Source organism: Rossellomorea sp. GQ25 (genome assembly GCF_059758515.1).
Window position 1 is genome coordinate 777,429 of the sequence record NZ_JCAXEQ010000001.1, and the last position, 26,037, is coordinate 803,465.

Sequence of the window (26,037 nt, forward strand, 5' to 3'; positions counted from 1 at the left end):
AGAGTTTGCCAGACCAGCAGGGATTATGATCTTTGCTGGTTTTCTTCATTGGAATTTCTTCATTCTTACTCAATAAAAAAAGCCCGCTTCTAAGTACAATAAGTACCCAGAACAGGCTTTTTCTATTTAGGATGACCTTAACAGCAGCCGCTATCCGGAACACCCACTAATACTAATCCCCCATCTTGCACATCTAATGTGATATCCTCAGTCATAGAAATAACATTCGTATCAAATGCAACCGAAACTCCATTAATATCTTCCACTTTATCTGTTGCTTGAGCTGAATCTAAAGAAACTCCAATTTGTGGCCTCAGCATCCACCTTGATTCAGAACAAATCTGATACCTTCCGATTTGTTCTCTGCCATTGCATTCAACAGTACTTCTTTTGCTTCATTCGTAATATTCATTGTATACAATCCCCATTTCTTTTTGAGGTCAGTCCCTCAATTCTTTGAATATAGCTCTTTCAGTACATTTTTCAGTTCTGGTTTGATGTTGATTATTGGTCGGACATTTTTAGCTTTTGTTTCGGCTTCTTCGAGCGTGGAGGCTTCTTTCAGTGATAGGAGAGTTCCTGCTGCGACCGTGCCTGTTCGGTTACTTCCTCCGTTACAATGGAAGTAGACGTTTTTGCCATTTTGATAGGCTGTTACCACTTCCACTATTGCACGTCTTACGGACTCTTCTTGTTGATCAGCATTCTCTACGATCGGACGATGCATTCGAGTTACGTCATCAAATTCCACTCCTGGTGCTTCAGCTCGTAAGTCGACGATTATATCCACTTTATCACGAACAGAGTCCGCATCTTCGAAACCCCCGATATAAATTCGGTCTTTCACTAATTCATTATAATTCATTGTTATCCGCCTTTATTTAGAGAAGTCCATCATTTTTTTGTACCCTATCTTTTCTTCACTCATCCATGGAATTAGAGCGGTCTTGTTTGAATAGTCGTTATGCACTTTTTGTATCCATTCCCGCTCTGAGACAGACCTGCCTCTTAACACGGGATCTGTTGTAAACGTTACCGATAAGCTTTGATTGATGACCCACCATTTTGGGTGAATCTCCGCTCTATGCAAATCTTGCTGAAGTCGTTTCGCTTCGATAACAGGGGTAGCTTCAGGTAATGTCACTATCACTACGCTCGTTTCTTTTGGATTACGAAGACGAGGCAGTAGATTTTTCACATGGTCTTCCACCTCTCCTTTTGAACGCGACACTTCTTTCGTATAAGATTCAGTTGCATCCAGTAAAAGCAGAGTATGTCCCGTTGGAGCAGTATCGATCACGACTATTTCTTCATCGGCTTTCCCTACTATCTCTGCAAAAGATTGGAAGATGGCTATTTCTTCTGTACAAGGGGAGTTTAAATCTTCCTCCAGATACGCCATTCCTTCTTCGTCGAGACTCTCTTCTGCTTTTGAAAGAACAGCCTTTTTATACGACTCTACCGTTTCCTTCGGATCGATTCGACTGATTCTCAACCCAACGTTCACAATCTCTTCTTGAAACATATGACTTAAGTGGGCTGCAGGATCTGTTGTAGTTAAATGGACCTTATGTCCCCTCTCAACCAAGCCAACAGCAATAGCAGCAGCAACTGTCGTTTTCCCTACTCCACCTTTTCCCATTGTGAAAATGACACGGGTGTTGTGCTTGGAGAAATCATCTATCACATCTTTTAATCCGGGAATTTCAATTGATTCCTCGTCAACAACAGTTACAGCATTCGGGTTAATCTCTACATGAGAGAATAATTGCCTCAAGGAATTCGTTCCCGTTAAGGAATACGCTACATAAGGTAGCGAATAAATTTGAATTTCCTTAAGAGCAATCGGCATTGAACGTAACGCTTCTTGCTGACGGCTGTAAAAGGCCGATGCAATCGGATCATCCCCACGATGCTTACCCATTAATCCATTTACAATTAACATTTGATTTTTTATTCCAATGTCCTTGAGTTCTGTTGATGCCCGGTCGGCTTCCATTAACGATGAAGAATCCGGCCGTGCAACAAGTACAAGAGCTGTTTTTTCCTTATCGGATAAAACGTTAACAGTTGAAGAATACAGATCCTTCTTGTCTCCAAGCCCTGAAAGAGGTCCTAAGCAAGAGGCTCCATGTGTACTCTCTTCCAAGAATCCCGTCCAAGCTGTTGGAAGCTGCAGTAAACGGAGTGTATGACCTGTCGGTGCCGTGTCAAATACAATATGATCAAACTGATCTACTATGGCAGGGTCCGCCAGCAAGCTTGTAAACTCATCAAAAGCGGCGATTTCAACTGTACAAGCACCAGACAGTTGTTCCTCCATATTCCTTACTACAGCTTCTGGAAGCTTTCCTCTATATGGTCCAATAACTTTTTCACGGTAGGAAGCTGCTGCTTCTTCTGGGTCAAGATTACAAGCGGATAATGTCGGTAATCCTGGAACTTGTTTTGGTTGATTGGTAAGTTCGGTTTCTAATACATCCTGTAAATTGGAAGCTGGATCTGTACTGACGATCAGCACCCTTTTTCCTTCATCAGCAAGGGCAATAGCTGTTGCACTCGCCGTAGACGTTTTCCCCACTCCACCTTTACCTGTAAAAAAGAGGAATGGTGTATGATTGACAGCCTCTAATTGAAACGATGTAAACATTGTACCCCAACTTTCTTATTTCTTATTAATATCCAATGTCAGTCGTACTTTTCTTTTCTCATTCAATTCCTCAGCCGGTACTTCAAACCATTGTGAAAACTCTTCATTTGAAGGATATTTTCCAACAGCGGCTTGTTTCCCATCAACAAGCGTGACAGGTAAAGCATCTGGACCTTCGTCGTGTAAAATACGGTTGATCACCTCATGGTCAGCAAGTGCCCCTGGATCATTCGCTAAATTGTATCTCCTAATATCAAATCCTCGTTTTTCAAGTGAAAATACAGCATTCGCGACACGAGTAAGCTCAGGATCAATACTGGGACCACAAACCCCCGTCGAACAACACATTGCCGGATCAAAAATTTCAACCTTAGCCATCAAAATTCCACTCCCATTCATAAATTTATATAAAAAAATAGCCGAGAAGCTTCTCTCGGCTTTATAAAAGAGGGACGGACCTATTGGACAGGACTTTAAAGATTGCCATGAGGTCCGTCCCTCTATTTCTGTTTACTTCCCGGTCTCAGCAAACGTTTTGATGCGATCGCTGATTTCATCACGTACGCGTTGGAAGAATGCCCATTTCTCTTCATCCGTTCCTTCGGCTTTTGCCGGGTCATCAAAGCCCCAGTGCTCACGCTTGACATGTGGAGGGGTCATTGGGCATTTATCAGCTGCATCACCACAAAGAGTAACGACTAAATCTGCATTGTTCAAGATGTCAGGATCGATAATGTCAGAAGTTTGGTTAGAAATATCAATTCCCGCTTCTTTCATTGCTTTTACTGCGTTAGGATTTAATCCATGTGCTTCAATACCTGCACTTTTCACATCCCAATCTTCTCCTAAATGATGCTTTGCCCAACCTTCTGCCATTTGGCTGCGGCATGAGTTACCTGTACATAAGAAGTATAGTGTTTTTTTAGACATAATAATCGAGCTCCTTTTCTTGTGAGTTTTAAGATATGATCATTAACCAGATATATAAACCAATAAGGGTAATGAGTAATGTTGGTACGGTTAATATAATTCCTGTTTTAAAATATTGCCCCCATGAGATTTTCAAGCCTTTTAATGATAAAACGTGTAACCATAAGAGGGTTGCCAGTGAACCAATCGGGGTGATCTTCGGCCCAAGATCAGAACCAATGACATTGGAATAAATAAGGGACTCCCGAATAACACCTGTAGTGTTCGTATCCATAATCGCAATCGCATCTATCATAACGGTCGGCATATTGTTCATGACTGATGACAGTATCGCTGCAATGAATCCCATGGAAATCGTAGCGACGAACAGTCCTTGATCAGCAGCCACTTGGATAACATCGGTTAACACATTTGTCAGTCCTACATTACGCAAACCATACACTACCACGTACATTCCAATCGAGAAGAATACAATCGCCCATGGAGCACCCTTAATGACCGTTTTCGTGTTGACCGCTGAGCTTCTCCTAGCCATTAATAAGAAGAAAATCGACACAATACCTGCGATAATCGATACAGGAATGTGCAGTGATTCACTGATAAAGTAACCAACAAGCAAGATACCCAGAACAATCCAGGATAGCTTAAACATACGCTGATCTTTAATCGCTTCAACCGGTTTCTTTAGCTGGCTGGCATCATAATTCTTTGGAATGCTTTTTCTAAAGAATAGATACAGTACCAGTATGCTTGCAAACAATGAGAAGAAGTTTGGAATAATCATTCTTGATGCATATTCCACAAACCCGATATCAAAGAAATCGGCTGACACGATGTTCACAAGGTTACTGACGACAAGCGGCAAGGAAGTCGTATCGGCAATGAAACCACTTGCCATGATAAATGGAAAAACCATTTTTTCTTCAAAATTCAAGTTTCTCACCATTGCCAAAACAATCGGTGTTAATATCAACGCAGCTCCATCATTCGCAAAAAATGCTGCGACAACCGCTCCTAATAGGGAAACGTAAACAAACATTTTAACTCCATTCCCCTTTGCTGCTCTCGCCATATGTAGAGCAGACCATTCAAAGAATCCAATTTCATCCAGAATTAATGAAATAATGATAATAGCAATGAATGCTAAAGTCGCATTCCATACTATTCCTGTCACAGCCACAACATCCTGGAAGTCGACAACCCCTACAATTAAGGCAAGGATCGCTCCTCCACAAGCAGACCAGCCAATGGACAATCCTTTAGGCTGCCAAATCACAAGGACCAATGTGGCCACAAAAATCATGGTAGCTAAAATTACTGATAACACAGAAAACCCTCCTCCTAATTACAAGAAATGCGTAATCCTTGCTTTTCTAATGCTGTTAATCGATCATCCTGATTAGGCAAGTGTTCTAACAAGCTTTGAACAAACGGATACGCATCACTTTCTTTGTTAAGAGAGTAAAAGACCCATTGACCCCTTCTTAATTCCTTCACAAGTCCAGCATCTTTCAATTTTCGAACATGCTGAGAGATGGCAGGTTGACTCATTTTGAAAATCTCGACAAATTCACACACACAACAGTCGTTGGATTCTAATAGTTTCACCATAGTAAGACGGGTTTTATCCCCTAGAAGTTTTAACATCGTTGCCGCCCTTTCAATATCAACTCTTGATTTAAGCATGTAAACACCTCCTCAATCACTTTTATTAGCATATTATTATTTACTTATATAATAAAAAAATAAGAACCCTTTTATAGGTTCTTATATAAGTTCTTGCTTATATAATAAAATACTTATATGTTCATTTCAACCTTTTTTAATATTTTCTTTTTGGCTCCTCCTTTACAAATAAGATCAGCCACAAAGACTACTGGCAAAATACTACTTATATGTAGAAAAGTCCTTGATCACTTGACCATGGACTTTTCAGATTCTTACTTAATGGTTAACGGCTTTATCTAATCCACCCGGCTTATTATGCACAGCCAATTTATCAATTAATTTATTACTTTCAGTATTCAGACCAATCAGATTTACTTTCACGCCATTCTGATGGTACTTGATAACGATTTTATCAATCGCTCCCACGGCAGAATCATCCCATAAATGTGTATGAGTTAAATCCAGTGTTACTTCCTTCACATTTTCATTGAAATTAAAGCTTTCAACAAATTCCGTAACAGAAGCAAAGAACAATTGACCTGACACACGATATACCTTCTTATGAGTATTTTCAGAAGCCATTGTGGTAATCTTCACTTTTGATATTTTGGAAGCGAAGAATACAGCGCTTAAGATAATCCCAACAAGAACACCTTTTGATAAATCATGTGTAATCAATACAGTGACAACTGTTGCAATCATAACAAGAGAATCTGTAATCGGCGTTTTGTGTAAATTCTTCACTGAAGACCAATCAAATGTCCCAACGGATACCATGATCATAACTCCAACTAAAGCCGCCATTGGAATTTGAACCAATAAATCATTGAGCAATAGGATTAAGATCATCAAGAATGTACCAGCCACAAATGCTGATAAACGTCCTCGTCCACCTGACTTAACATTAATAACAGATTGTCCGATCATCGCACAACCAGCCATTCCACCGAAAAGACCAGATACGATATTTGCAATCCCTTGACCTTTTGCTTCTTTATTTTTATCACTTGTGGTATCTGTCATATCATCAACAATAGATGCAGTTAATAATGACTCAACTAACCCTACAATTGCAATGGATAAAGAATAAGGGAAAATGATTTGCAATGTCTCAAAGTTAAATGGAATATCTGGAATTAAGAAGATTGGTAATGCTTGGGTAAGTTCACCCATATCTCCAACTGTACGTACTCCACTTCCTGTCAGCACCGCAAAAATAGTCACAGCGATAATTGCTACTAATGGTGATGGGACTGCTTTTGTAAAGCGGGGTAAAACATATATAATCCCCAATGCACCAGCTACCATAGCATACATGATCCACGATTCACCAACAAAGTGTGGTAACTGTGAAGTGAAGATCAAGATTGCAAGTGCGTTCACAAATCCAACCATAACGGAACGTGGTACAAATTTCATTAAGCGGCCTAGTTTAAGGACACCCATGATAATTTGAATCACACCCGTTAAGATGGTCGCTGCTAATAGATACTGTAAACCATGATCTGCAACCAACGTCACCATGACCAGTGCTGTAGCACCCGTTGCGGCAGAAATCATTCCTGGACGTCCGCCTACAAATGCAATCACAACTGCAATACAGAAGGAGGCATATAACCCGACCATTGGATCCACACCCGCGATAATAGAAAACGCAATTGCCTCCGGGATCAATGCCATAGCGACGACTAGACCGGCTAACACATCTCCACGAATATTACCAAACCACTCATATTTAATTTTTTGACTTAAACTCATAATGCACCTCTTCCTTTTTATTTATGACTTTCAACTCTCATAAAAGTCGGGGCCGTTTAACACAAGGGACATTATATACCGGAACTCCCCTTTTGTGAAACATCTATGAAAGCGCAAACATACTATTTTATCTTTCGTTTACTCTTTATTTCACTTTTAATCTCCTCTAGTCCAAAAACATGTAAAATAATCTTAAATTTCATTAAAGGAAATTGAATAATAATATAGAAATAAGTACTAAACGCTTTCATCGGATGGAGGAAAAGCAATGTTCAAACACATTCTTCTTGCAACAGACGGATCTGAACACTCTTTAAGAGCAGGAGAAAAAGCGATCGTTCTCGCAAGATGCCATGAAGGCTCTAAAATAGATATTGTTTATGTAGTAGACGGGAAGCAATCCAAGGAAGATGTTCTACACCATTGGGGGCTGGATGCAATAGACAAACGGAAGCAGAAACTGCAAATGATTGAACAAAAAGCCAAACATGAAGGCATCGACTACGAGATTATCTTTTTACACGGAGAGCCGGGGCCGACAATTGTTGAGTATGCGAACAAAAACAACTTCGATGCAGTAGTCATTGGAAGCCGTGGTTTAAATATATTTCAAGAAATGGTCTTGGGAAGTGTAAGCCATAAAGTCGCAAAGAGGGCTAAATGTCCCGTGATGATCGTGAAATAGAGAAAGACTTCCAAATAGGAAGTCTTTCTCCATTTAATCCTTATACAAATATTCAAAAATAATCGGTACCCGCTCTCTCCAAGCAATTTTATTTGTTGATCAGCGTGAACAATGTATACTCCAAGCTGTTAAAAGTTCAGTCTCAGCCAGTTGTAAAAGGTCATGATGAGTTTAAAGATTATTACCGAAACATACTAAAGAACATTTTTCCTCGTCCCGAAACACCATTGGTGGCTTCTCCAGCTCTAATCGAAGCGTCTCGATAACGAATTCAACCTGGAATTAAGGGAACTATCTTTCATTATCCAATTCATCACGGGCAAGAATCCTTACATCCACTTTCTTAATATGCAAGAGGTTTTCCGTCAACCTTTATCCACTGGAGACAGCAGCGATTATATCCACACCAGCATCTTAAGCATCATGAAAGATGCTCTTTTTTATAAAAGTCCTTCCCAAATTGACCATCTTTCATCTAAACAGGGATTGAAATATACAGTAGATGGCCTTCACTTAAATAGACAAGGCGCAATGATCGTGGCTGAAAAATGCGGAGAGTATATTGAAGAATTGCTCTAACCTTAAAAGGGGCCGTTTCCGTCAAGAAAGGGCCCCTTTTTAACATTTTTATTCACTTTCACTGCGATTGTATGAGCTTTCAGGAAGTGTGTCCCAGAAAGAAGTATCCGCATTTTCAATTGACCCGTCTGCAATGGCTTTTGCCGTAGCTTCTAAACTAATAACCGCTTGCTTAATGAGGTACCCATTACTCTTTTGACCCAGAACATAATCATCACGGTAATGATCAGCCATTCCTCTCATTTCAAAAAGAAGGGTTGCTATTCCATATTCAACCGCCAGTCCGTTACGGCTGATCGTCGGTGCCGTTCCTCCGATGTATTTGGACAAAGTACCGAATCCACGGCGTTCTACCGTGTTGTAAAGGACTGATCCGAGCTGTTTTGATTTCTCGACGACTTCAGGGTCTACATTTTTATTTGTAGGATAAAGAATTGATCCTGACACAAGTTCATCCGTATCCCCAAGCGTTGTTTCCGCTCCTTGATGATGAAGATCGATCATATAATCAGGCTTGTACTTTTGAAGAACGTTTTTATGGAGAGCTTGTGTTTCTGGCTGTTTACGGTCCACATGATCACGATTTAAATCGACTTCGTTCGCATTATAGCGGGTGTGAGTTCCCGATACATAATCCTCCAGGGAGAAATTAACATCCCCTTCTGCACCATCCACATTCAATCGCGGAGCAACCAATATATTTACGTTCTCGAGCATTTCTTTTACTTCTTTTGAGTTCGATGTTAGGTGCTTGATGAACTGAAGAGCCCCTTCAGTCGTCAATGTTTCGTTTCCATGCTGCTGAGTTAAATAAAGAATCGTAGGGTTGTTTTCATTTGTTCCAAATTTCGCAAGATAAAGATCTCGTTCTTTGACGGATTGACCATACACTTCTAATGAAAGAGCATCTGATTTTTGATCTAAATGTTGAAGCATGCTCACCATTTCTTCATAATTATGAAGTCGCTCGTTTTTGATCGTCTCGTTCCCATTATATCCAGGACCATTTGCAAGTACAGATGCACCCGGTGCAGCGAAAGTGATTCCTGATGCTACCAACATACCCGAAAGGGCACCAACCATTAATTTTTTCTTCATTATGTATTCCTCCTTTTATTTCGACTCCCTAATCTATTTAAAGATAATAGGATTGAAACCCTTTTCCATTTGCAAAAATGAAACTATGGAACTGAACTACGGAAGGGCGTTTGGATATAAGTTCCTATTACTTTTCGGCAATTGTTGACTTTTGTCAAACTAATGGAGGGAGTCTAATTATTCAGTCCCTATCTTCAATCAAAGAAGAGAAGCTTATGAAACATTAGCTTCTCACCCAAAGTATTCCAACTTATCCTACTGTCCATAAACCTTACCTGAGGCATCAACGTAAATGGTTTTAATGAAGGTTCTTTGGAACGTATTTTTGTCCTTGCTTCCTTCTATATCTATAGTCACATTATAAATTCCTTCTCCAAGCTTCGGGAGTTTTAATGAGTCATTCTTTGTTTTTACCTTACTCTTCTTCAACTTACCATTCTTGTAAAATTCAATTGTCATGTTTGGTTTAAGCTTTAGCTTACTGTCTTTGGTTTTCAAGCTTATTTCATCCTGTGCTAAATGGATACTCATTGCATCATTCATCGCGCTTTCAAAAGACACATGTAAGAGATACTTTTCTGCTGAAGACGATGATGCTTCAATCGTCCACTCCCCTGGTGCCGGATCTTTAACGGTAACCGTATGGTGATACGCACCGTTAAAGTATTCACTTTCATCCATTTTTACCTTGAAGATTGAATTTGCTTTTTGACCAGGATCTTTTAGGATTAATTGTGACGAAGGGCTATTACTCATCCAATCAAATGTTACGGACTTAGCCCCCTGTTCTACTAAGACCTTTTCTTGTTTCTTTCCGTTATATTCTCCTCCTCTAACAAAAGAGGCAGCGTTCTCTGCATCTTTTGACTCGACCACACTTTGAGCATTAAAACCCGAGGTATTGGTCGCTTCATTTAAATAATTTTTGAACAAATTAAAGGTAGAGGAACCTTCTTTGATAGTCGAGTGATTCCAATTCCCCACTCTCAGTTCTGTCCCATAGGGAAGTCTCGAACTATTGACTGTAACGGCTCCATCGTTGCTACCATAAGCACTAAGATACAATCCACCCCAATAAAGAGAGCTTCCGAAGCTTCCCCATTTCGTGCCGCCAAATGTATAGACTGGATTTCTATTAACATTCTGATGATGATCCATTTCAGAACGGAAATAACTCATATACCCTGTTTGCAGTGAATAGGTGGCATCATTCTTACTTCCGAGAATGCCTGTTAACCATCCTGCCCAGCTGCTATAAGCAAGGTCTGCCAGTTGGGAACCATAATGGGGCGTGGAAAGGGTGATTATCCTTGAGACATACGGATAGGCACCATAGTGTACAAGTGCTGATTGCGTGTCGATGCCCCCTTTACTGTGGGCCACAACCACTACCTTTTCACCGTAGTAATCGTATATATCGCGAATTTTCTGGGCCAAGAGGGCACCGTTATCCCACATATTCTTTGTTGGATACAGATCAATAAAAGCGGTTTCATAACCATTTTGATAGGCTGTGTCATACATATTATTTTCATTCCACCATGTGTTAGAAGAGCTATTTAATCCATGAACAAAGAGGATCGGATGCTTGGAAGGGGCTACATACGAGGGAGTTGTACCTACATACCACTGTCCGGGAACTCCAGAAGGATCAACATCCCCGAATGAACCTGCCTGGCTCCAAGATGGCAGCAATAAAAATAGAGTAAAAACGATCATACAAATCTTTTTAATCATACACTCTCTCCTTTTCCGTTGAAATAAGCCTGTAAAGTATATCGACGGAATTCAGAAGATATAACCGGCCTAACAGAATTAAGGAAGAAAGAACTAAAAAATGTGTTCTGCTCTTCTACATAAACCATCATTATGAGGATCCAGAATCTTAGTTATATCTATATCACGCTCTTTTCTTACAATAGGTTTTACCAATATTCGAGTCAAAAAAGTAATACATTTGTTCATGTAACTGACTTCTTCTCTAAATTCACCACCCACTCTATTAAAATCCCTGTTAAAATGGTGGTATCACAATAAAATCGCGAGGAATTTGCTATGCCTGATTGGTCCTATCACGGAATATTCAAACCCGTTTTATCCAAACTCCCTGCTTACATGTCGAGAGAGTTAATACATAGAGGAATGAGTACGATCGCTTCTCTCCCCCTTGGTCCTCACATCATTCATTTTCTGGGAAGAGAAGAGTGCTCCCCTCACCTGAATAAACAAATCAAAGGGATGGAATTTACCAATCCTGTTGGTCTCTCTGGTAAAATTGATCCCTTACTTACCGGTACATCTGCCTTTATTCATTTGGGCTTTGGCTTTATTGAAATTGGTCCTGTAACTTTACAGGCTTCACCTGAATCCTCTTACCCTGGTGCGGATCATAATGAGCAGCGTATTCAGTTCTCGGATCCCCTTGAATCCATTGGATTAGAAAGGACACTTGAGAAATTAAAGAAGATTAGAAAAAAACAGCTTTTCATCATACGCCTGTCGGGGACACCCGAAGAATTATCTACTATGATGGAACAATTAGATGTATTTGCAGATGGTTATATTGTAGAAGGTGATGAAATTCACCTTACTTTACATAGTGACAAACCGATTTTCATTTCAAATCCGACTTTAGAACTTCTCTACAAATTGAACGTTGAAGATATTTCAGGAGTCATTGTGGAAGAAGATGAATTCAACACTCTCCTATCAACTGTTCGTTCATTCAAAAAGGCAATCCCTGCTCTATCAATCATCACTTCAGGTGGAGTTCGTGAACCAAGTCAGGCACTATCTCTACTAAGTGAGGGTGCAGACCTCCTTCTTCTTTCAGATGGGTATGTCTTTTCGGGTCCGGGTTTAACCAAACGCATTAACGAAGCATTGCTGGATGATTTGAACGATCAGTTACCTCCTCAAAAGGGATGGCAATCTTACTGGTATTTTGGTTTATTTATATTTATAGGGGGACTCTTAGCCCTCCTTTTTAGTTTAACGTCGGTGATTCTGTCCTATGATGAACATTACTTGGGGATGCAAAGGGAGTCGATTGTTGGTTTCAACGACCGTATTGTAAAATTTATGGCTCATGATCGGATGACGTTAGCAGGTACAATGATTTCTGGTGGGATTGTGTATATGCAGCTCGCCTTCCATGGTCTCAGGAGAGGTCTCCTATGGGCCAAGCAGTCAATAGACATTGCCGCCATTACAGGATTTCTGGGGATTTTCTTATTTATCGGGTATGGCTATTTTGACTGGCTTCATCTTTTATTTTGGCTCATATTGCTACCCTTTTACGTATATGGCTGGATTCATACAAGGGAGATAAAGGGAACTCCCTCATCTAGCAATCGAAGAAATCATAAAATATGGTTACAATCCCTGTATGGTCAGCTGGCATTTGTCGTACTTGGATTTTCTTTTGTTCTTGGAGGCCTTGTCATTTCTTACTTTGGGGTTACTTCTGTTTTTGTTCCGACGGATCTCCTATACCTCTGTATGCCACCCGAGATTCTTCATGAGTTCAATCGGAATCTCATTCCCGTTATTGCCCATGATCGAGCCGGATTCGGCAGTGCTTTATTAAGTGTCGGATTACTAGTCTTAACTCTTTCACTTTGGGGCTTTCAACAAGGAAATAAGTGGGTTTGGTGGACCCTTCTAATCGGGGGACTACCTGCCTTTATATCGGGGATATATATTCATTTTGCTATCGGGTACACCTCGTTTATCCACCTTCTGCCCGCCTACTTGGCCATTGGCTTATTTTTGATTGGATTAGTCAAAACCTATTCTTTTTTTCATAGAGATAGGGATAATGATGAACTTTAGCTATATCCTGTTTGGATATGGCTTTTTAGTTGAAGGGATTTTTATCTAATTACAGTTAATGATTTTAAAAGAAAATCCGAAGTACCTTTTTGTTAAGAGTTTGTAAATTTGACGTCAGCTCTTTGAGTCAGTAAATTTTTCATGTTAAAGTCTATGTATAAAATTCCGATATCGACTTTCGATATTGGATTTCGATTTAAACATAGGGAGGTGTTTCATTGGAAGACAAAGTATTACGGAAGCTCTTTCTCGGGTTTATTCAAATTCATATTCTCCACCATGCCAAAGAAGAGCCCATTTACGGCACGTGGATGTTGGAAGAATTAAGAGAACATGGGTATAGCATAAGCTCCGGTACCCTTTACCCTATTCTTCACTCAATGGATGCTGACGGGTTACTAACAAAAGAAGAGAAAAACGTTGACAGTAAGATCAGAAAGTATTATACGACCACAGATAAAGGAAATAAAGTACTCAGTGAAGCACGAGAAAAAGCTTATGAGTTATTTAAAGAAATCAAAAACTAACAAAGAAGGTGAAAAAATATTGAAAGCATCAAGCAGTTTAAAGACCCTGATTGAAATACTGATTATTTCAACAAGACTGGGCCTTACATCATTTGGTGGACCAATTGCCCATTTAGGATACTTTCATGAAGAGTATATTCGTAGAAGAAAATGGATGGATGAGAAAAGTTATGCGGATCTAGTCGCTCTTTGTCAATTCCTTCCGGGTCCAGCCAGCAGTCAAGTCGGAATGGGTATTGGTATTATGCGGGCAGGAGTGTTGGGAGGAATTGTTTCATTTATAGGCTTTACCTTCCCTTCTGTCATTGCATTGATTCTTTTCGCAATCGCTCTTCAAGGACTGGATGTGGCAGATGCGGGGTGGATACATGGGTTAAAGATTGTCGCAGTTGCCGTGGTTGCTCATGCTATTTTAGGAATGGCAAAAAAGTTGACGCCTGATTTAAAACGAAAAGCGATTGCATTGTTTGCATTAGTGGTCATTTTATTATGGCAAACGGCGTTTTCACAAGTTGGGGTCATTCTTCTTTCAGCTTTGATTGGATTTCTTCTTTTTAAACAACATAATCCCGACGATGAAGCCAGAATTGACTTCCCGATTTCCCGTAGATTTGCAGTGATTTGTTTGTCGCTTTTCTTCGGATTACTTTTTCTTCTTCCGTTCTTGAGGGAATTGACATCACTTGAATGGGTCGCTTTATTCGATAGCTTTTACCGGTCTGGGTCATTGGTTTTTGGCGGCGGTCATGTTGTATTACCTCTCCTTGAACGAGAGTTTGTTCCTACAGGATGGTTAACAGAGGAAGCGTTTTTAGCAGGGTATGGTGCAGCCCAGGCGGTTCCTGGTCCACTTTTCACCTTTGCAGCGTATATTGGTGCTGTGATTAATGGATGGCAAGGTGGAATGCTTGCAACTTTCGCTATTTTTCTCCCGGCTTTTCTTCTCATTTTAGGGACGCTCCCATTCTGGGATTCTCTCCGTAGGAATCCTAAAATAAAGGGAGCTCTTATGGGAGTGAACGCAGCTGTTGTTGGAATCCTGATTGCAGCTTTCTACCATCCGATATGGACTTCCTCCATTCTTGCTCCACAAGACTTTGCCTTTGCTGCGGTGTTGTTTAGCATGCTGGTCTTTTGGAAAGTTCCACCTTGGATCGTCGTGGTCACAGGAGCTGTTGGCGGACTCTTTATGGGATTCATTTAATTCATCAAATAGACTGAGTTAGGGACATGCTCCCTAACTTTTTTTGTTTTTAGAGGAAACGGTCTTGCACAGTGGAAGTCGAAGTATAGAACATAAATGGCAGAAACTATTTTTCTGAGTGATGAATAATGAAAATGATCCAGGCAATAAATGCCTGGATCATTTTTAATTTTATCTTTTTATAAATCGATACGCCAGATATGCAATATATAGGGGTGTAGCAATGTAAATTAAGTAGGGAAACTGCTCATAGGTCCCTTTGTAGATGACGAATAGTAATGCTCCAATGAAGAGCGTCACAATCGTTCCGTATTTAGGTAAAGGCACTTCCTTGAGACTCGGGATTCGTATACGGCTCACCATGAGAAAACACATTGCTGTGAAGATGACCGTTGTCACGATATTTGGTATAAAGTTTCCAAACAGGGTGAGAATCGCAAGGATACCACCTGCTGCCGTAATCGGGACACCGACGAAATAATGAAGAGAAGATTTCGGCGGACTGGTATTGAATCTCGCCAGTCGATAGGCTCCGAATAATGGAAATAACCCTGCCACAATAAACCCTAATAATCCAAATTGAAAGAAATATGTATAATACACAAGAAAGGAAGGTGCGACTCCAAACGTAACAATATCAGCTAATGAATCCAATTCCTTTCCTAATACACTATCCGCTTGCAGCATCCTCGCCAGTCTGCCGTCCATGCTATCAAGCATCATGCCAATAATAATTAGTATTGCTGCGTTTTTAAATTGTCCGCTTGCGGCAAATCCAATTGATAAGAAACCGCAATACAGATTTCCCAACGTGACCATATTGGGGATTTTTTTCGTTAGTTTCATTTTTTATCCTCACTCTACCAAAAATTCTATTACTTATAGGATATCATGTTACAGATTTTCTTAAAGAAATGTTGTGAAAAAACTTCATGAAACCTTATAAATTTTTTTATTTAGAATACTGAAAGTTGACCATACTATTTACTGAGTATGAAAGTAAACGATAATTGGTGTTGATCTCATGATTAGAAAAAAGCTTCGTGAATGTAAATGTCTTACTCTAAAACTATTGCGTCTCAAAGATAACTCTCACAGTATTGCATTAGGATTCACGGTTGGATTATTAATCAACTTCGTTCCCTCTTTTGGCATAGGTCCTATCATTTCCACAGCCTGTGCGAAGGTGTTTAAAGGAAACTCATTCGCTGGATTAGTAGGAGGGGTCACCTTGATTTGGGCTTTCCCTTTTTTCTTCTACTTAAATCTAGTTGTAGGTTATCTCTTCTACCCCATTGATGTAATCGATCCGTCTATAGACTACGCCAGAGAAGCAGTAAACGTAGGGGTGCGATTGGGGAAAGCATTCTTTATAGGGATGTTCATCAATATCCCCTTATTCGGTATCCTCACGTACTTCATCATAAATTCCATTGTTAGAAAGTACCGGGAAACGATGCTTACGTATGTGCAGAAGAAGTGGAATTTATAGTCTTTTCCACACTTTCTTTAACAATGAATAACAATAGAGGTCGTAAAATTCTCCCCGAAAAAAATACTTGTCTCTGTAAATCCCCTCTCTTTTCATAAACATGAAACTCTTCATGTTTATATTCGTATATTCTTCTATGAAGATTCTATCTTAACATTACCACACTATATACTCATCCCTCTTATGTTTTGTTATAATTTAACTATTAAGTAACGAATGCGATTAGGAGAAAAAGGAGGATTGTCATGACTGGAACCATTGCTGTTATCATGATTTTTTCGATACCTATCCTTGGAATCATAACGGACCATTTCCAAAAACAATCCAAGCTAAAGCAAAAAATGATAGAAGACCAACTGGAACTGGAAAAACTGAAGCACGAAAACTTTGTGATTGAAACTCAGAAAATGAGACTCGAATTAGAACAAATGAATCTTCAGGACCATAAGGAAAAAACACAAATTTTATAAATAAAAAACGCCAGGATTTCCTGGCGTTTTTATCTGTCGGGCCTTATTTTCGCACGTCCACTTCAGTTATATTTTTGTCTTATTCCTTTAAGAGAAATTACCAACACCTTTTTCCATTCAAAGAAAAACATTATATACTCCGTAAAAACCCCCTTGACTTTAGCACTTAAAAGCGTTTAAGATATAAAGCATCTTGTTCATACATATTTGTGAAAAGCTGTGATGGATTTGAAGTAGTGATCTCCTCCCTGTTATAGAGAGCTAGTGGTGCTGGGAACTAGTACATAGGAAATTCATGAATTACGTTTCTTGAGCTTCTTGTTCTATAGTGGAACAAGACGGTTATTGTCCGTTATCAATTTGAGTGGTAAGGCAATTTACTTACAACAAGGGTGGTACCGCGATCTTTTTCGTCCCTGCTGATTTATTCAGCAGGGACTTTTTGTATGAATCCACTTTTGCGCATAAAAGCGTTTAAGCACTAAACAATAACTAGAAATAAGGAGAATTTAATATGAACCAAACGATTCCGAGTCATTTACGCCCATTTGTAGCCGAGCAGCACTATCATTCATACACACCTATCAATCATGCCGTGTGGCGTTATGTGATGAGACAGAATCATCACTTCCTGGAAGATACGGCACATGAAGCATTCACAGAAGGATTAAAAGCTTCAGGTATTAACATACACGAAATTCCTAAGGTCAGTGATATGAACCGACACTTAGCGAAAATTGGCTGGGGGGCTGCGATTGTAGACGGTTTGATCCCTGGTACAGCATTCTTTGATTTCCAAGCTCATGGTATTCTCCCCATTGCGACGGATATTCGTCAAAAATCGAATATTGAATACACCCCTGCTCCTGATATATTGCATGAAGCAGCCGGACATGCTCCCATTCTCTTTGATGAAACCTATTCCCGATTTGTAAAGATAATCGGCAATATCGGAGCGAACGCTTTTGCCACTGAAGAAGAACACGAAGCTTTTGAGGCAACCAGGCATTTATCCATTGTGATGGAGGATCCAAACTCCACATTGGAAGAAATTGAAGAAGCAAAGCAGGTGTTAGGTAGAAAGCAAGAGGCCGTTTCAGGTCTTTCTGAAGCAGAACAAATTTCGCGAATCTTTTGGTGGACGGTCGAATTCGGTTTAATTGGGGACTATCATCAACCGAAGATCTTCGGTGCAGGACTGCTGTCATCGGTTGGAGAAAGCAAGCACTGTTTATCAAGTGAAGTGATCAAACGGCCGTTCTCAATCGAAGACGCCATCCATACGAGCTATGATGTTACCTCCATGCAAACTCAATTATTTGTTTGTGAAAGTTTCGAACAACTCATTGAAGAAGTAGAGAAATTCGGAGAGACCATGGCTTTCCGTAAAGGTGGAACAGAAGCGATTGATAAAGCGATTCGTTCGAATCAACTTGCTCATATCGAATACAATTCCGGATTACAAGTTACCGGCACATTTAAAGAAGTAATAAAAAATGGGCATGGTGAAGCAATCTACGTCAAAACCGTAGGACCTACTTCACTTTCCATTCAAAATGAGCAACTGGATCATCACGGGACAGATCATCATGCTGATGGCTTCGGTGCTCCTATAGGGATCCTTCAGGATGGTATAATTCTTGAGAACCAGACCGAAGCGGATTTAAGGAAGCATGGAATTGAGATGAATAAAATGATGCAAATCACATTTGATGGTGGAATTGAAGTCTCTGGACATGTGACGAATCTCGTCTTTCACCATCATCATCTTGTCCTCATATCAATTGATGAATGTATGGTAACTTTGGGAGAACACATTTTATTCCACCCTTCATGGGGAACATACGATTTGGCAGTAGGCAGTGAAATAGTTTCGGCACGTCCACATGCGGCAGACTATGATGCATTCTTCGGGGACACTTCTCTTATCGAAGAAGAGGATGACGGATTTGCTGATCTTACACCATTAGACAGCCTCTTTGCAGAGGTCAGAGAACTGAGAGAAGTAGCCTTTTCCATAGATCTTACTCATAGTATTGTAGGCAGACTAAAGGAGGACTTCCCTGAAGAATGGCTGCTTAGACTTGAAATTATTGAACTTCTACAGATTCACGAGCCAGAATCTCAGTTAAAGGAAGTTCTTCTGAAAGACTTATACGTTTTAAGTAAGCAAGATCGGTTTGCACGTCTCATTCAAAATGGCCTTGATGTCATTTTTGGAAGGAAAGGAGTTACGGTATGAAGAAGTTAAGTGAAGCTGCCCTTTCTCAAAAACTTGAGTCTCTTGAAAAGTGGCGCTTAAAAGAAGAGAAGTGGATTGAACGGCGCTATAGGTTCAAAGGCTACCTTGAAGGAATACGGTTTGTAAACAAACTGGCAGAGGCAGCCGAGGAAGTGAATCATCATCCTTTTATAACGATTCAATACAAATTGGTTATTGTAGAGTTGACCTCTTGGAGTGAAAATGGCCTGACGGATTTGGACTTTGATTTGGCCAATCAGTATGAAAAACTGTATAAGGAAATGGTGTAAACAAAAGAGACGGTCCGAAGTGGCTGTCTCTTTTGTTCAATGGACCTTATTCCAAATACTCATCCGTCAAACTTGAGTTTAAATATCTTGCCATACCCGTTTTAAGTCTCTTCATTCCATGTTTTGTATAAAACTCTTCATTACCGGTTGTGGAGATTAACTGAACGCATGAAACATTTTTTAACTGCTCCATTAGGTCACTCATGATGAGACTGCCGATTCCAATTTGTTGATACTTTAGATGAACAACAACATCATATATTGCGGCATTGAACACTCCATCCGTTAGAGCTCTTCCAACACCAATGACCCTACCATCACTAATAGCCAAAGATACGATATCACTTCTTTGAAAAACCTTGGTGATCACTTCATTTGAATGCTTCAACCACCCCGCTGACTGGTACACTGCATATATCTCATCTAGCTTATCCGGATCAAATCTGTTATGAATCTTGATCTCCATTATGCTCTCCCTATCCTTTTTTGACTAAGGGCATAACTCATTTTCATAAATTCATAGCTATTTCCATTTGTTTCTTGAATGAATATTTCCATGGGAACGAACCCCACTTTCTTATACACCTTGATCGCACGAGTATTGAAGGTAGCTACGGCCAAAGTCAAGACTTCCGGAGCATACCTTGCGATTGAGAAATCAACACCCGCCCTGGTGAACTCCTCTCCTATTCCTTTTCCTGTAAGATTCGGATGCATGCCTAGACCGATATCAATAGTCGTCTCATTTAATGGATTAAATGTGTAAAAACCAATCATTTCCCCTTCGTGATGCACAGCATAGGTTGATTGTCCACGTTGATATCCATCTAAAAATTCCGCCAAATCCTCTTCATCCGCTGTAAGGTCATAAAATGCATATTCCCCATCATATTTCCAGTTGTAGGCAATATGCTCAGCTTGCTCCTGTGTGATGATTTGAAAAGAAAAATCCATTTTTTGCTCCTCCCATCAATACTTATGTAAATGATATGGCCATTCTCAAAGTCTCGTCTCTTCATGATTAATCAGTGTTCCCCGCTTCTGACCGGAGCATATTTTCTCCATGAGTCCTGCCTGATCGAAGTTAAAAATGTGTACAGGGAGTTTATAGTCCCTTGCTAACAGCAGAGCTGATTGATCCATGACTCTAATATTATTTGTTACAACGTCATCATAATTTAAATTGTGGTACATCTTTGCCTTTTTATTTCGTTTAGGGTCACTCGTGAAAACACCATCGACCCCCTGCTTTGCTACCAGGATAGCCTCACTATTCGTTTCGATGGCTCGCTGAACGCTAGGGTAATCCGTCGTTACGAAGGGTTGACCGTTTCCTCCACCGAATATAACAATGTATCCTTTGTCAAGATGGTGAACGGCACGAAGGCGAATATACGGTTCGGCAACCGTTGAAACAGGGATTGAAGTCATCACTCGAACTTCTTTGTCGGTCTTACTTTTCAACACACCTCTAAGCATCAAACTGTTGATGATGGTTCCTAGAGTCCCAATACTATCCGCTTCTACCCGCTCTATTCCCCATGTATCTGCCAAGCTGCCTCGAAATATATTGCCACCACCCACAACTAAGGAGACTTCAATCCCCATATTGACGATCGACATGATTTCGTTGGCAATGTGATCAAGCTCTTCAGTACCAAAATTATTTCCTTCCTTATCCGCCAATGCTCCACCACTTAATTTAATTAACACACGCTTGTATCTCATCAATATTCCTCCCCTTGACATAAAAAAAGAACTAAAAAGGAAATGAATACCCTTTTTAGCTCTTTTTATAGGAGAAGAAATGCCGAAACATGATTGATTAACATTTCTCCTCCCCCTCTCTCACGCAATTCAGAATTTTCCCTCTCTAATTGTATAGAAAATATAGGAAATGGTCAAGTGAATTTTTAGATTTAGTTTGCCCTACTATCCAAGCCATTTACCTCTTCTTGTAATTTCAGCATAACTTCTTTTATCTTCAACATACCAACGTTTCCTTCCTTTCTCTTACGTAATGAAATCGCTTCACTCTTGATTTCCTTGTCTCCTATTACCATCATATAAGGAACTTTTTGCATCTCTGCTTCTCTGATTTTCAGACCGACTTTTTCTACACGATCATCGACTTCCACCCTAAAGCCTTCTCTTTCTAACTGAGATTTCACTCCTTGAGCATATTGGATATGTGCGTCGGAGATAGGAAGGATTTTGACCTGGTGAGGAGCTAACCAAAGGGGAAAGTCTCCTCCGAAATGTTCAATGATGATTGCCGTAAAGCGTTCGAGTGAACCGTAAATGGCTCGGTGAATCATAATAGGTCTGACTGCTTCATTGTCTTCCCCAATATATTCACACTCAAATTTTTCAGGCATTTGGAAATCAAGTTGAACCGTACCACATTGCCAGCTTCGACCAAGAACGTCCAATATATGAAAGTCTATTTTTGGCCCGTAGAAAGCACCGTCTCCTTTATTAATGTGATAGTTGACTCCTCTCTCTTCCAATACAACTTCCAAATCTGCTTCAGCTTTATCCCATAATTCAACAGAGCCCATAAAATCTTCCGGCCGAGTCGAAAGCTCAACCTTATAGTCAAACCCGAATTTGCTATAGAAAAGATCGATAAGATCCAATACTTTATGAAGCTCAGATCGAATCTGATCTCCCCTTACAAATAGATGGGCATCATCCTGAGTGAAGGAACGGACTCTCAATAATCCACTTAATGAACCCGATAGCTCATGTCGATGAACTAATCCCAGTTCACCATAACGAAGGGGTAACTCCCGATAACTTCTTCTCTTGCTTTTATAGATCAAGACTGCCCCGGGGCAACTCATTGGCTTGATCGCATATTTCTGATCATCTACCTCAGAGAAATACATATTCTCATGGTAATGTTCCCAGTGCCCTGACTTTTCCCATAGTTCCTGCTTCATCATAATGGGAGTCCTAATCTCCTGGTATCCTGCTTTCCGATGTTCCCTCTTCCAAAAATCTTCTAACTCATTCCGTAATAGCATCCCTTTCGGTAAATAGAAGGGCATCCCGGGTGCCTCCTCCATTGATACAAATAACTCCAGCTCCTGACCTAATTTCCTATGATTTCTTTTTTCTACTTCAGATTGAATTGACATTTTGTTTCCTCCTAATCATTTTTTTATATAAAAAACCGCATTCATTCCTATCAAGGGACGAATGCGGTCGTGGTACCACCCTAATTCCGAAGTGCTAAAACATAGCTCTCCGCTCAAAGTTGATAACGGTTTTCCCGATTATGGATACTGACTTTTCACCATAATAGCTCCGAGGTGGTAAATCATCTCCTTTTCCTCAGGGCTCTCAGCCATGTGACCCTGCTCTCTGGTAAGAAAAACAGCAAATGATTCGTGTCCTCTTCCTCACTTTTTATTCAATTAATAAAAAAACCGCACCCATCCCTAACCAAGGGACGAGTGCGGTCGTGGTTCCACCCTAATTCAGAAGTGTAAAATATTACTCTTCGCTTAAGTAAGATAACGGTTTTCCCGATTATGGATACTGACTTTTCACCATAATAGCTCCGAGGTGGTAAAACATTCTTTTCTCTTCAGGGCTCTCAGCCAATGACCCTGCTCTCTGATCAAGAATAAACGGAATGAATCATGTCCTCATCTTTGCTTTTGTATAGTATATTCAATTTAGAAGAAATTTGTTATTGAAATTATATGGTGATATTTACTAACTGTCAAGAGTGATTTCGATAATAACTCTTTTGGTGATGTTTGTTGCTATTCAAAAAAAGAGAGTAATAGTTGATTTCCGCAACAGGATACTCTCTTTCCGCGGGGCGGGCGGTGAGCCTCCTCGTCGCTGCGCTCCTGAGGGGTCTCACCTGTCCCGCTATTCCCGCAGGAGTCGAGCTACCTGCAGCGAGAATCAACTTTCTCAGCATGAAATTTACATAAAAGCTACTGTTTGAAAATACCCATTTTAAAGCTCTAGTCTAGTAACCTCTGTTATGAAAAATTCTTAATGGTGAGGAGAACTGCGTATACTTCAGAGGATATTTGGCGTGCCGAGACCCAGGATGCGTAGCAGTTCCCAGCACCATCTAGCACACACTGTTTGACAGAGCCACATACAGATTTCACGTTAAAAAATAATATACTTTGCCGAAGGGGTCTCAATAGAAAACAAGAAAAATAATCGCTACTAATACAAGTCGGTAAATCGCAAAAGGAATTAGCTTGATTTTATTGATCACCTTAAGGAAAAAGTGTATCGATAGAAAAGCGAATAGAAATGCACTTAAGAATCCAACCAATAGAAATGGTAAAAACTCAGGTGTGAAATACATCCAGTTCTTCATTAGAGAAAGGGAACTTGCTCCCAGCATGATCGGAACCGCCATAATGAATGTGAAATCCGATGCTGCCCGGTAGCTTAATCCAAGTAAGACACCTCCTGAAATGGTGGAACCGGAGCGTGAAAAACCTGGCCATAATGACAAGCATTGAATAAGCCCGATCACCAGCGCTTTTTTGTGTGTTATTTGATCGACGTTTTCCACTGTGACGCTTTTGGGACGAAACAAATCCGCTGCAATCATGAGGAAAGCACCGATCGTTAAACCAACCAGAACTGTATTAAGCGAAAAAAGATGCTCATCGATATAATCCTCAAATAACAAGCCTAGAATCACTGCGGGAATTAATCCAACCAGTATGTGGGTTACTTTTAAATTGGATGATTTACTTGCAGTACGTTGATTAAAACCGAGTAAATCTTTAAATCTCTCTCTAAATACAATGACAACTGCTAAAATTGATCCTAGTTGAATCACAACTTTAAACGTATTTGCCGGATATTTACCCAATACTTCTTTCGATTTGATCCATAAATCGTCTACTACTATCATATGGCCCGTGGAAGATACAGGAGCAAACTCCGTTAACCCTTCGACCATACCCAATATGAATGCTTTTATTAACATAATGACGTCCATTTATCATTTCTCCTCTATCGTTTAATCATAAAGTAAATAAGACAGTCATGAAAGATAGTTGGAGTGGTATTTCACGATGACCCCATACCCTGTTGAATCCCCACGATAATGGGAATATAGTTGGACATTGGGAAGAATGGGAGGAATTAAAGGAATTCTTTTAAAAGGAATTCTACTTTTATCTTCTATTTTCTTCGTCACTAAAGAAGGAGTTAATGAGAAAGAATCATCGTCAAGATAGGCAATTTGCGCTTGATCCTGAATGACTTCTTCTCCCCTATGAGCCTGAATATCGTTTATCTGCTGAAAAATTCCAAAACAGCAAACTAGCACAAGCAACATGATTTTTTTCACTCTCTTCCCCCCTCTCGTGATAATCTAGCTAATCATACTATAAGCTACAGGGGACGACAATAAGGAATTGTACGATATTGAACAGAGGACTTTCAATGAATCATGAGCCAACATTCTCACGAAAAGGGCATAAAAGATTAATTTTCAGGGTCAAATCAATAAAAAGCACAGTAAAGGGAATTCCCAATACTGCGCTTCTATCTTACGGCTAATGAATATCTTTCTTCTTAAACCTTCCGCCCCTTACCTCTGCTATATCCGCAATGGCTAGAAAGGCGGATGGATCATGTTCTGCTACGATGTCTTTAAGTTTCGCTTCCTCCAAACGAGTGATGACACAGAATATCACTTTTTTATCATCTCCTGAAAAGGCCCCTTCTCCCTTTAAATAAGTCACTCCTCTCCCCAGTCGATGTAAGAGGGCATCACCGATTTCTTTGTGATTCTCACTTATGATCCAAACCGATTTGGATTCATCCAGTCCTTTAATGGTAATATCAATCATTTTAAAAGCTACATAATAGGCCAGAAGAGAATACATGGCTCTATCCCAGCTAAACACAAATCCGGCGGAAGCCAAAATGAACAGATTGACAAACATAATAATTTCACCGACAGAGAATGGGAGCTTTTTACTTGATAAAATAGCAAGGATTTCCGTTCCATCAAGAGATCCACCGTAACGAATGACCATACCCACTCCTATTCCGAGAACGATCCCGCCGAATAAAGAAGCCAGCAGAACATCTTGTGTGAAGGCAGCTACCGGATGAAGAAATGTAGTTGAAATCGATAGTATAATAATTCCGTATAATGTAGAGAATGCGAAGGTTTTTCCGATTTGTTTATATCCGATGAAGAAAAAGGGGATGTTGAGAATAAAGATGAAAAGACCAAGCTTAACGCCTGTTATATGAGAGAGCATAATCGAGACGCCAACGATTCCTCCATCAATGACCTGATTAGGGACTAGAAATATTTCAAGTCCAACCGCCATGATCATCGCCCCGATGGTTATAAGGAAAGCTCTCTTCACTACCTCCTTAAGTGGAATCTTCTTATGCTTTATCTTCACTTGCTGCAATTGATTTATTACCTGTCCTTCAATCATCTTTCTTCCTCCTCCTAAGATAAACATCCGGCGACAACTACTGAACTCATCTCAGTGGAACCAAAATGATCTATGTAACATACACACAACCAATCCATCAAAGCCACAAAAACCGGCTTGTATAACTTATATATTCTATTATCACCTTCAAA

At 40.0% G+C, this 26,037-nt stretch carries 26 protein-coding genes and 3 other annotated features; of the genes, 8 read left to right on the plus strand and 18 right to left on the minus strand.

All coding sequences use genetic code 11. The annotated features are described in order from the left end of the window. Positions 1-137: 137 nt before the first annotated feature. The 8 genes from AC6CIB_RS04300 to AC6CIB_RS04335 form a co-directional block, all read right to left on the minus strand. Positions 138-320 (minus strand): hypothetical protein, encoded by a 183-nt coding sequence (locus AC6CIB_RS04300; RefSeq protein ID WP_498278249.1) that lies wholly within the window; start codon positions 318-320, stop codon positions 138-140. Positions 321-448: 128 nt separating this feature from the next. Then, positions 449-865: a protein-tyrosine phosphatase family protein gene (locus AC6CIB_RS04305; RefSeq protein ID WP_498278251.1), complete on the minus strand. Its 417-nt coding sequence runs from the start codon at positions 863-865 to the stop codon at positions 449-451. A gap of 12 nt (positions 866-877) precedes the next feature. Continuing rightward, positions 878-2,650 carry an arsenical pump-driving ATPase gene (arsA, locus tag AC6CIB_RS04310; protein WP_498278253.1) on the minus strand — a complete coding sequence of 591 codons (1,773 nt, stop codon included), beginning with the start codon at positions 2,648-2,650 and terminating at the stop codon, positions 878-880. Positions 2,651-2,665: 15 nt separating this feature from the next. Beyond that, positions 2,666-3,028: an arsenite efflux transporter metallochaperone ArsD gene (gene arsD, locus AC6CIB_RS04315; protein ID WP_498278255.1), complete on the minus strand. Its 363-nt coding sequence runs from the start codon at positions 3,026-3,028 to the stop codon at positions 2,666-2,668. A 132-nt stretch (positions 3,029-3,160) separates the two neighbouring features. Then, positions 3,161-3,580: an arsenate reductase (thioredoxin) gene (gene arsC / locus AC6CIB_RS04320; RefSeq protein ID WP_149155688.1), complete on the minus strand. Its 420-nt coding sequence runs from the start codon at positions 3,578-3,580 to the stop codon at positions 3,161-3,163. Between the two features lie 28 nt (positions 3,581-3,608). Beyond that, a complete protein-coding gene (locus AC6CIB_RS04325) occupies positions 3,609-4,907 on the minus strand; it encodes an arsenic transporter (protein WP_498278257.1) in 1,299 nt (432 codons plus the stop codon). Between the two features lie 14 nt (positions 4,908-4,921). After that, positions 4,922-5,266, minus strand: coding sequence for an ArsR/SmtB family transcription factor (locus tag AC6CIB_RS04330; protein ID WP_498278258.1), 345 nt, complete (start codon positions 5,264-5,266; stop codon positions 4,922-4,924). Between the two features lie 258 nt (positions 5,267-5,524). Further along, entirely contained in the window at positions 5,525-7,006 is a 1,482-nt protein-coding gene (locus tag AC6CIB_RS04335; protein ID WP_498278260.1) for a SulP family inorganic anion transporter, read from the minus strand. Between the two features lie 268 nt (positions 7,007-7,274). On the opposite strand from AC6CIB_RS04335, the gene AC6CIB_RS04340 reads away from it, so the two are divergent. Next, positions 7,275-7,691 carry a universal stress protein gene (locus AC6CIB_RS04340; RefSeq protein ID WP_498278261.1) on the plus strand — a complete coding sequence of 139 codons (417 nt, stop codon included), beginning with the start codon at positions 7,275-7,277 and terminating at the stop codon, positions 7,689-7,691. 627 nt (positions 7,692-8,318) lie between these two features. Here AC6CIB_RS04340 and AC6CIB_RS04345 read toward each other — a convergent pair. Beyond that, positions 8,319-9,368, minus strand: a complete 1,050-nt coding sequence (locus AC6CIB_RS04345) for a M14 family metallopeptidase (protein WP_498278262.1) — start codon at positions 9,366-9,368, stop codon at positions 8,319-8,321. 255 nt (positions 9,369-9,623) lie between these two features. Continuing rightward, complete coding sequence (locus AC6CIB_RS04350; RefSeq protein ID WP_498278263.1) at positions 9,624-11,105, minus strand: esterase/lipase family protein; 1,482 nt, start codon at positions 11,103-11,105, stop codon at positions 9,624-9,626. Between the two features lie 318 nt (positions 11,106-11,423). Between AC6CIB_RS04350 and AC6CIB_RS04355 the strand changes: the two genes are divergently transcribed. The 3 genes from AC6CIB_RS04355 (at position 11,424) to AC6CIB_RS04365 (ending at position 14,933) form a co-directional block, all read left to right on the plus strand. Then, entirely contained in the window at positions 11,424-13,202 is a 1,779-nt protein-coding gene (locus tag AC6CIB_RS04355; protein ID WP_498278264.1) for a dihydroorotate dehydrogenase, read from the plus strand. A 218-nt stretch (positions 13,203-13,420) separates the two neighbouring features. Beyond that, positions 13,421-13,729 carry a PadR family transcriptional regulator gene (locus AC6CIB_RS04360; protein ID WP_498278266.1) on the plus strand — a complete coding sequence of 103 codons (309 nt, stop codon included), beginning with the start codon at positions 13,421-13,423 and terminating at the stop codon, positions 13,727-13,729. Continuing rightward, on the plus strand, positions 13,701-14,933 hold the full coding sequence (locus AC6CIB_RS04365; RefSeq protein WP_498278268.1) for a chromate transporter: 1,233 nt from the start codon (positions 13,701-13,703) through the stop codon (positions 14,931-14,933). The genes AC6CIB_RS04360 and AC6CIB_RS04365 overlap by 29 nt, the downstream gene beginning before the upstream one ends. Positions 14,934-15,104: 171 nt before the next feature. On the opposite strand, the gene pssA is transcribed toward AC6CIB_RS04365, so the two are convergent. Continuing rightward, on the minus strand, positions 15,105-15,779 hold the full coding sequence (pssA, locus tag AC6CIB_RS04370) for a CDP-diacylglycerol--serine O-phosphatidyltransferase (protein WP_498278270.1): 675 nt from the start codon (positions 15,777-15,779) through the stop codon (positions 15,105-15,107). A gap of 178 nt (positions 15,780-15,957) precedes the next feature. Here pssA and AC6CIB_RS04375 point away from each other — a divergent pair, with 178 nt between their 5' ends. The 4 genes from AC6CIB_RS04375 (at position 15,958) to AC6CIB_RS04390 (ending at position 19,427) form a co-directional block, all read left to right on the plus strand. After that, a complete protein-coding gene (locus AC6CIB_RS04375) occupies positions 15,958-16,425 on the plus strand; it encodes a DUF2062 domain-containing protein (protein WP_498278272.1) in 468 nt (155 codons plus the stop codon). A gap of 245 nt (positions 16,426-16,670) precedes the next feature. Next, positions 16,671-16,895, plus strand: a complete 225-nt coding sequence (locus AC6CIB_RS04380) for a hypothetical protein (RefSeq protein ID WP_498278274.1) — start codon at positions 16,671-16,673, stop codon at positions 16,893-16,895. 210 nt (positions 16,896-17,105) lie between these two features. Then, positions 17,106-17,316: a binding site (T-box leader), on the plus strand. Between the two features lie 93 nt (positions 17,317-17,409). Continuing rightward, entirely contained in the window at positions 17,410-19,137 is a 1,728-nt protein-coding gene (locus AC6CIB_RS04385) for an aromatic amino acid hydroxylase (RefSeq protein WP_498278275.1), read from the plus strand. Continuing rightward, complete coding sequence (locus tag AC6CIB_RS04390) at positions 19,134-19,427, plus strand: 4a-hydroxytetrahydrobiopterin dehydratase (RefSeq protein WP_498278276.1); 294 nt, start codon at positions 19,134-19,136, stop codon at positions 19,425-19,427. Before AC6CIB_RS04385 ends, AC6CIB_RS04390 begins: the two co-directional genes overlap by 4 nt. A gap of 46 nt (positions 19,428-19,473) precedes the next feature. On the opposite strand, the gene AC6CIB_RS04395 is transcribed toward AC6CIB_RS04390, so the two are convergent. From AC6CIB_RS04395 to AC6CIB_RS04425, 7 genes are all read right to left on the minus strand, one after another. Continuing rightward, positions 19,474-19,893 (minus strand): GNAT family N-acetyltransferase, encoded by a 420-nt coding sequence (locus AC6CIB_RS04395; RefSeq protein ID WP_498278277.1) that lies wholly within the window; start codon positions 19,891-19,893, stop codon positions 19,474-19,476. After that, a complete protein-coding gene (locus AC6CIB_RS04400) occupies positions 19,893-20,381 on the minus strand; it encodes a GNAT family N-acetyltransferase (RefSeq protein WP_498278278.1) in 489 nt (162 codons plus the stop codon). Before AC6CIB_RS04400 ends, AC6CIB_RS04395 begins: the two co-directional genes overlap by 1 nt. Positions 20,382-20,426: 45 nt before the next feature. Beyond that, positions 20,427-21,158 carry a UMP kinase gene (gene pyrH / locus AC6CIB_RS04405; protein WP_498278279.1) on the minus strand — a complete coding sequence of 244 codons (732 nt, stop codon included), beginning with the start codon at positions 21,156-21,158 and terminating at the stop codon, positions 20,427-20,429. A 188-nt stretch (positions 21,159-21,346) separates the two neighbouring features. Beyond that, positions 21,347-22,570 carry a threonine--tRNA ligase gene (gene thrS, locus AC6CIB_RS04410; RefSeq protein ID WP_498278280.1) on the minus strand — a complete coding sequence of 408 codons (1,224 nt, stop codon included), beginning with the start codon at positions 22,568-22,570 and terminating at the stop codon, positions 21,347-21,349. Positions 22,571-22,620: 50 nt separating this feature from the next. Then, positions 22,621-22,844: a binding site (T-box leader), on the minus strand. 33 nt (positions 22,845-22,877) lie between these two features. Next, positions 22,878-23,099 (minus strand) — a binding site (T-box leader). Between the two features lie 499 nt (positions 23,100-23,598). Beyond that, the gene (locus AC6CIB_RS04415) at positions 23,599-24,420 is read right to left on the minus strand and encodes an undecaprenyl-diphosphate phosphatase (RefSeq protein ID WP_498278281.1); all 822 of its coding nucleotides are present in this window, start codon (positions 24,418-24,420) and stop codon (positions 23,599-23,601) included. A gap of 45 nt (positions 24,421-24,465) precedes the next feature. Continuing rightward, positions 24,466-24,774 (minus strand): hypothetical protein, encoded by a 309-nt coding sequence (locus AC6CIB_RS04420; protein WP_498278282.1) that lies wholly within the window; start codon positions 24,772-24,774, stop codon positions 24,466-24,468. Between the two features lie 208 nt (positions 24,775-24,982). Further along, positions 24,983-25,885: a YitT family protein gene (locus AC6CIB_RS04425; RefSeq protein ID WP_498278283.1), complete on the minus strand. Its 903-nt coding sequence runs from the start codon at positions 25,883-25,885 to the stop codon at positions 24,983-24,985. Positions 25,886-26,037: the final 152 nt, after the last annotated feature.

Excerpts from the sequence above, each read along its gene's own strand:
- AC6CIB_RS04350 (WP_498278263.1), bottom strand. The coding sequence starts at position 11,105 with ATGATTAAAAAGATTTGTATGATCGTTTTTACTCTATTTTTATTGCTG.
- pssA (WP_498278270.1), bottom strand. The coding sequence starts at position 15,779 with ATGAAACTAACGAAAAAAATCCCCAATATGGTCACGTTGGGAAATCTG.
- arsA (WP_498278253.1), bottom strand. The coding sequence starts at position 2,650 with ATGTTTACATCGTTTCAATTAGAGGCTGTCAATCATACACCATTCCTC.
- thrS (WP_498278280.1), bottom strand. The coding sequence starts at position 22,570 with ATGTCAATTCAATCTGAAGTAGAAAAAAGAAATCATAGGAAATTAGGT.
- AC6CIB_RS04355 (WP_498278264.1), top strand. The coding sequence starts at position 11,424 with ATGCCTGATTGGTCCTATCACGGAATATTCAAACCCGTTTTATCCAAA.
- AC6CIB_RS04340 (WP_498278261.1), top strand. The coding sequence starts at position 7,275 with ATGTTCAAACACATTCTTCTTGCAACAGACGGATCTGAACACTCTTTA.
- AC6CIB_RS04330 (WP_498278258.1), bottom strand. The coding sequence starts at position 5,266 with ATGCTTAAATCAAGAGTTGATATTGAAAGGGCGGCAACGATGTTAAAA.
- AC6CIB_RS04300 (WP_498278249.1), bottom strand. The coding sequence starts at position 320 with ATGCTGAGGCCACAAATTGGAGTTTCTTTAGATTCAGCTCAAGCAACA.
- AC6CIB_RS04395 (WP_498278277.1), bottom strand. The coding sequence starts at position 19,893 with ATGGAGATCAAGATTCATAACAGATTTGATCCGGATAAGCTAGATGAG.
- arsC (WP_149155688.1), bottom strand. The coding sequence starts at position 3,580 with ATGTCTAAAAAAACACTATACTTCTTATGTACAGGTAACTCATGCCGC.
- AC6CIB_RS04390 (WP_498278276.1), top strand. The coding sequence starts at position 19,134 with ATGAAGAAGTTAAGTGAAGCTGCCCTTTCTCAAAAACTTGAGTCTCTT.
- AC6CIB_RS04365 (WP_498278268.1), top strand. The coding sequence starts at position 13,701 with ATGAGTTATTTAAAGAAATCAAAAACTAACAAAGAAGGTGAAAAAATA.
- AC6CIB_RS04425 (WP_498278283.1), bottom strand. The coding sequence starts at position 25,885 with ATGATTGAAGGACAGGTAATAAATCAATTGCAGCAAGTGAAGATAAAG.
- AC6CIB_RS04345 (WP_498278262.1), bottom strand. The coding sequence starts at position 9,368 with ATGAAGAAAAAATTAATGGTTGGTGCCCTTTCGGGTATGTTGGTAGCA.
- AC6CIB_RS04305 (WP_498278251.1), bottom strand. The coding sequence starts at position 865 with ATGAATTATAATGAATTAGTGAAAGACCGAATTTATATCGGGGGTTTC.
- AC6CIB_RS04335 (WP_498278260.1), bottom strand. The coding sequence starts at position 7,006 with ATGAGTTTAAGTCAAAAAATTAAATATGAGTGGTTTGGTAATATTCGT.
- AC6CIB_RS04375 (WP_498278272.1), top strand. The coding sequence starts at position 15,958 with ATGATTAGAAAAAAGCTTCGTGAATGTAAATGTCTTACTCTAAAACTA.
- AC6CIB_RS04385 (WP_498278275.1), top strand. The coding sequence starts at position 17,410 with ATGAACCAAACGATTCCGAGTCATTTACGCCCATTTGTAGCCGAGCAG.
- AC6CIB_RS04380 (WP_498278274.1), top strand. The coding sequence starts at position 16,671 with ATGACTGGAACCATTGCTGTTATCATGATTTTTTCGATACCTATCCTT.
- AC6CIB_RS04415 (WP_498278281.1), bottom strand. The coding sequence starts at position 24,420 with ATGGACGTCATTATGTTAATAAAAGCATTCATATTGGGTATGGTCGAA.
- arsD (WP_498278255.1), bottom strand. The coding sequence starts at position 3,028 with ATGGCTAAGGTTGAAATTTTTGATCCGGCAATGTGTTGTTCGACGGGG.
- AC6CIB_RS04400 (WP_498278278.1), bottom strand. The coding sequence starts at position 20,381 with ATGGATTTTTCTTTTCAAATCATCACACAGGAGCAAGCTGAGCATATT.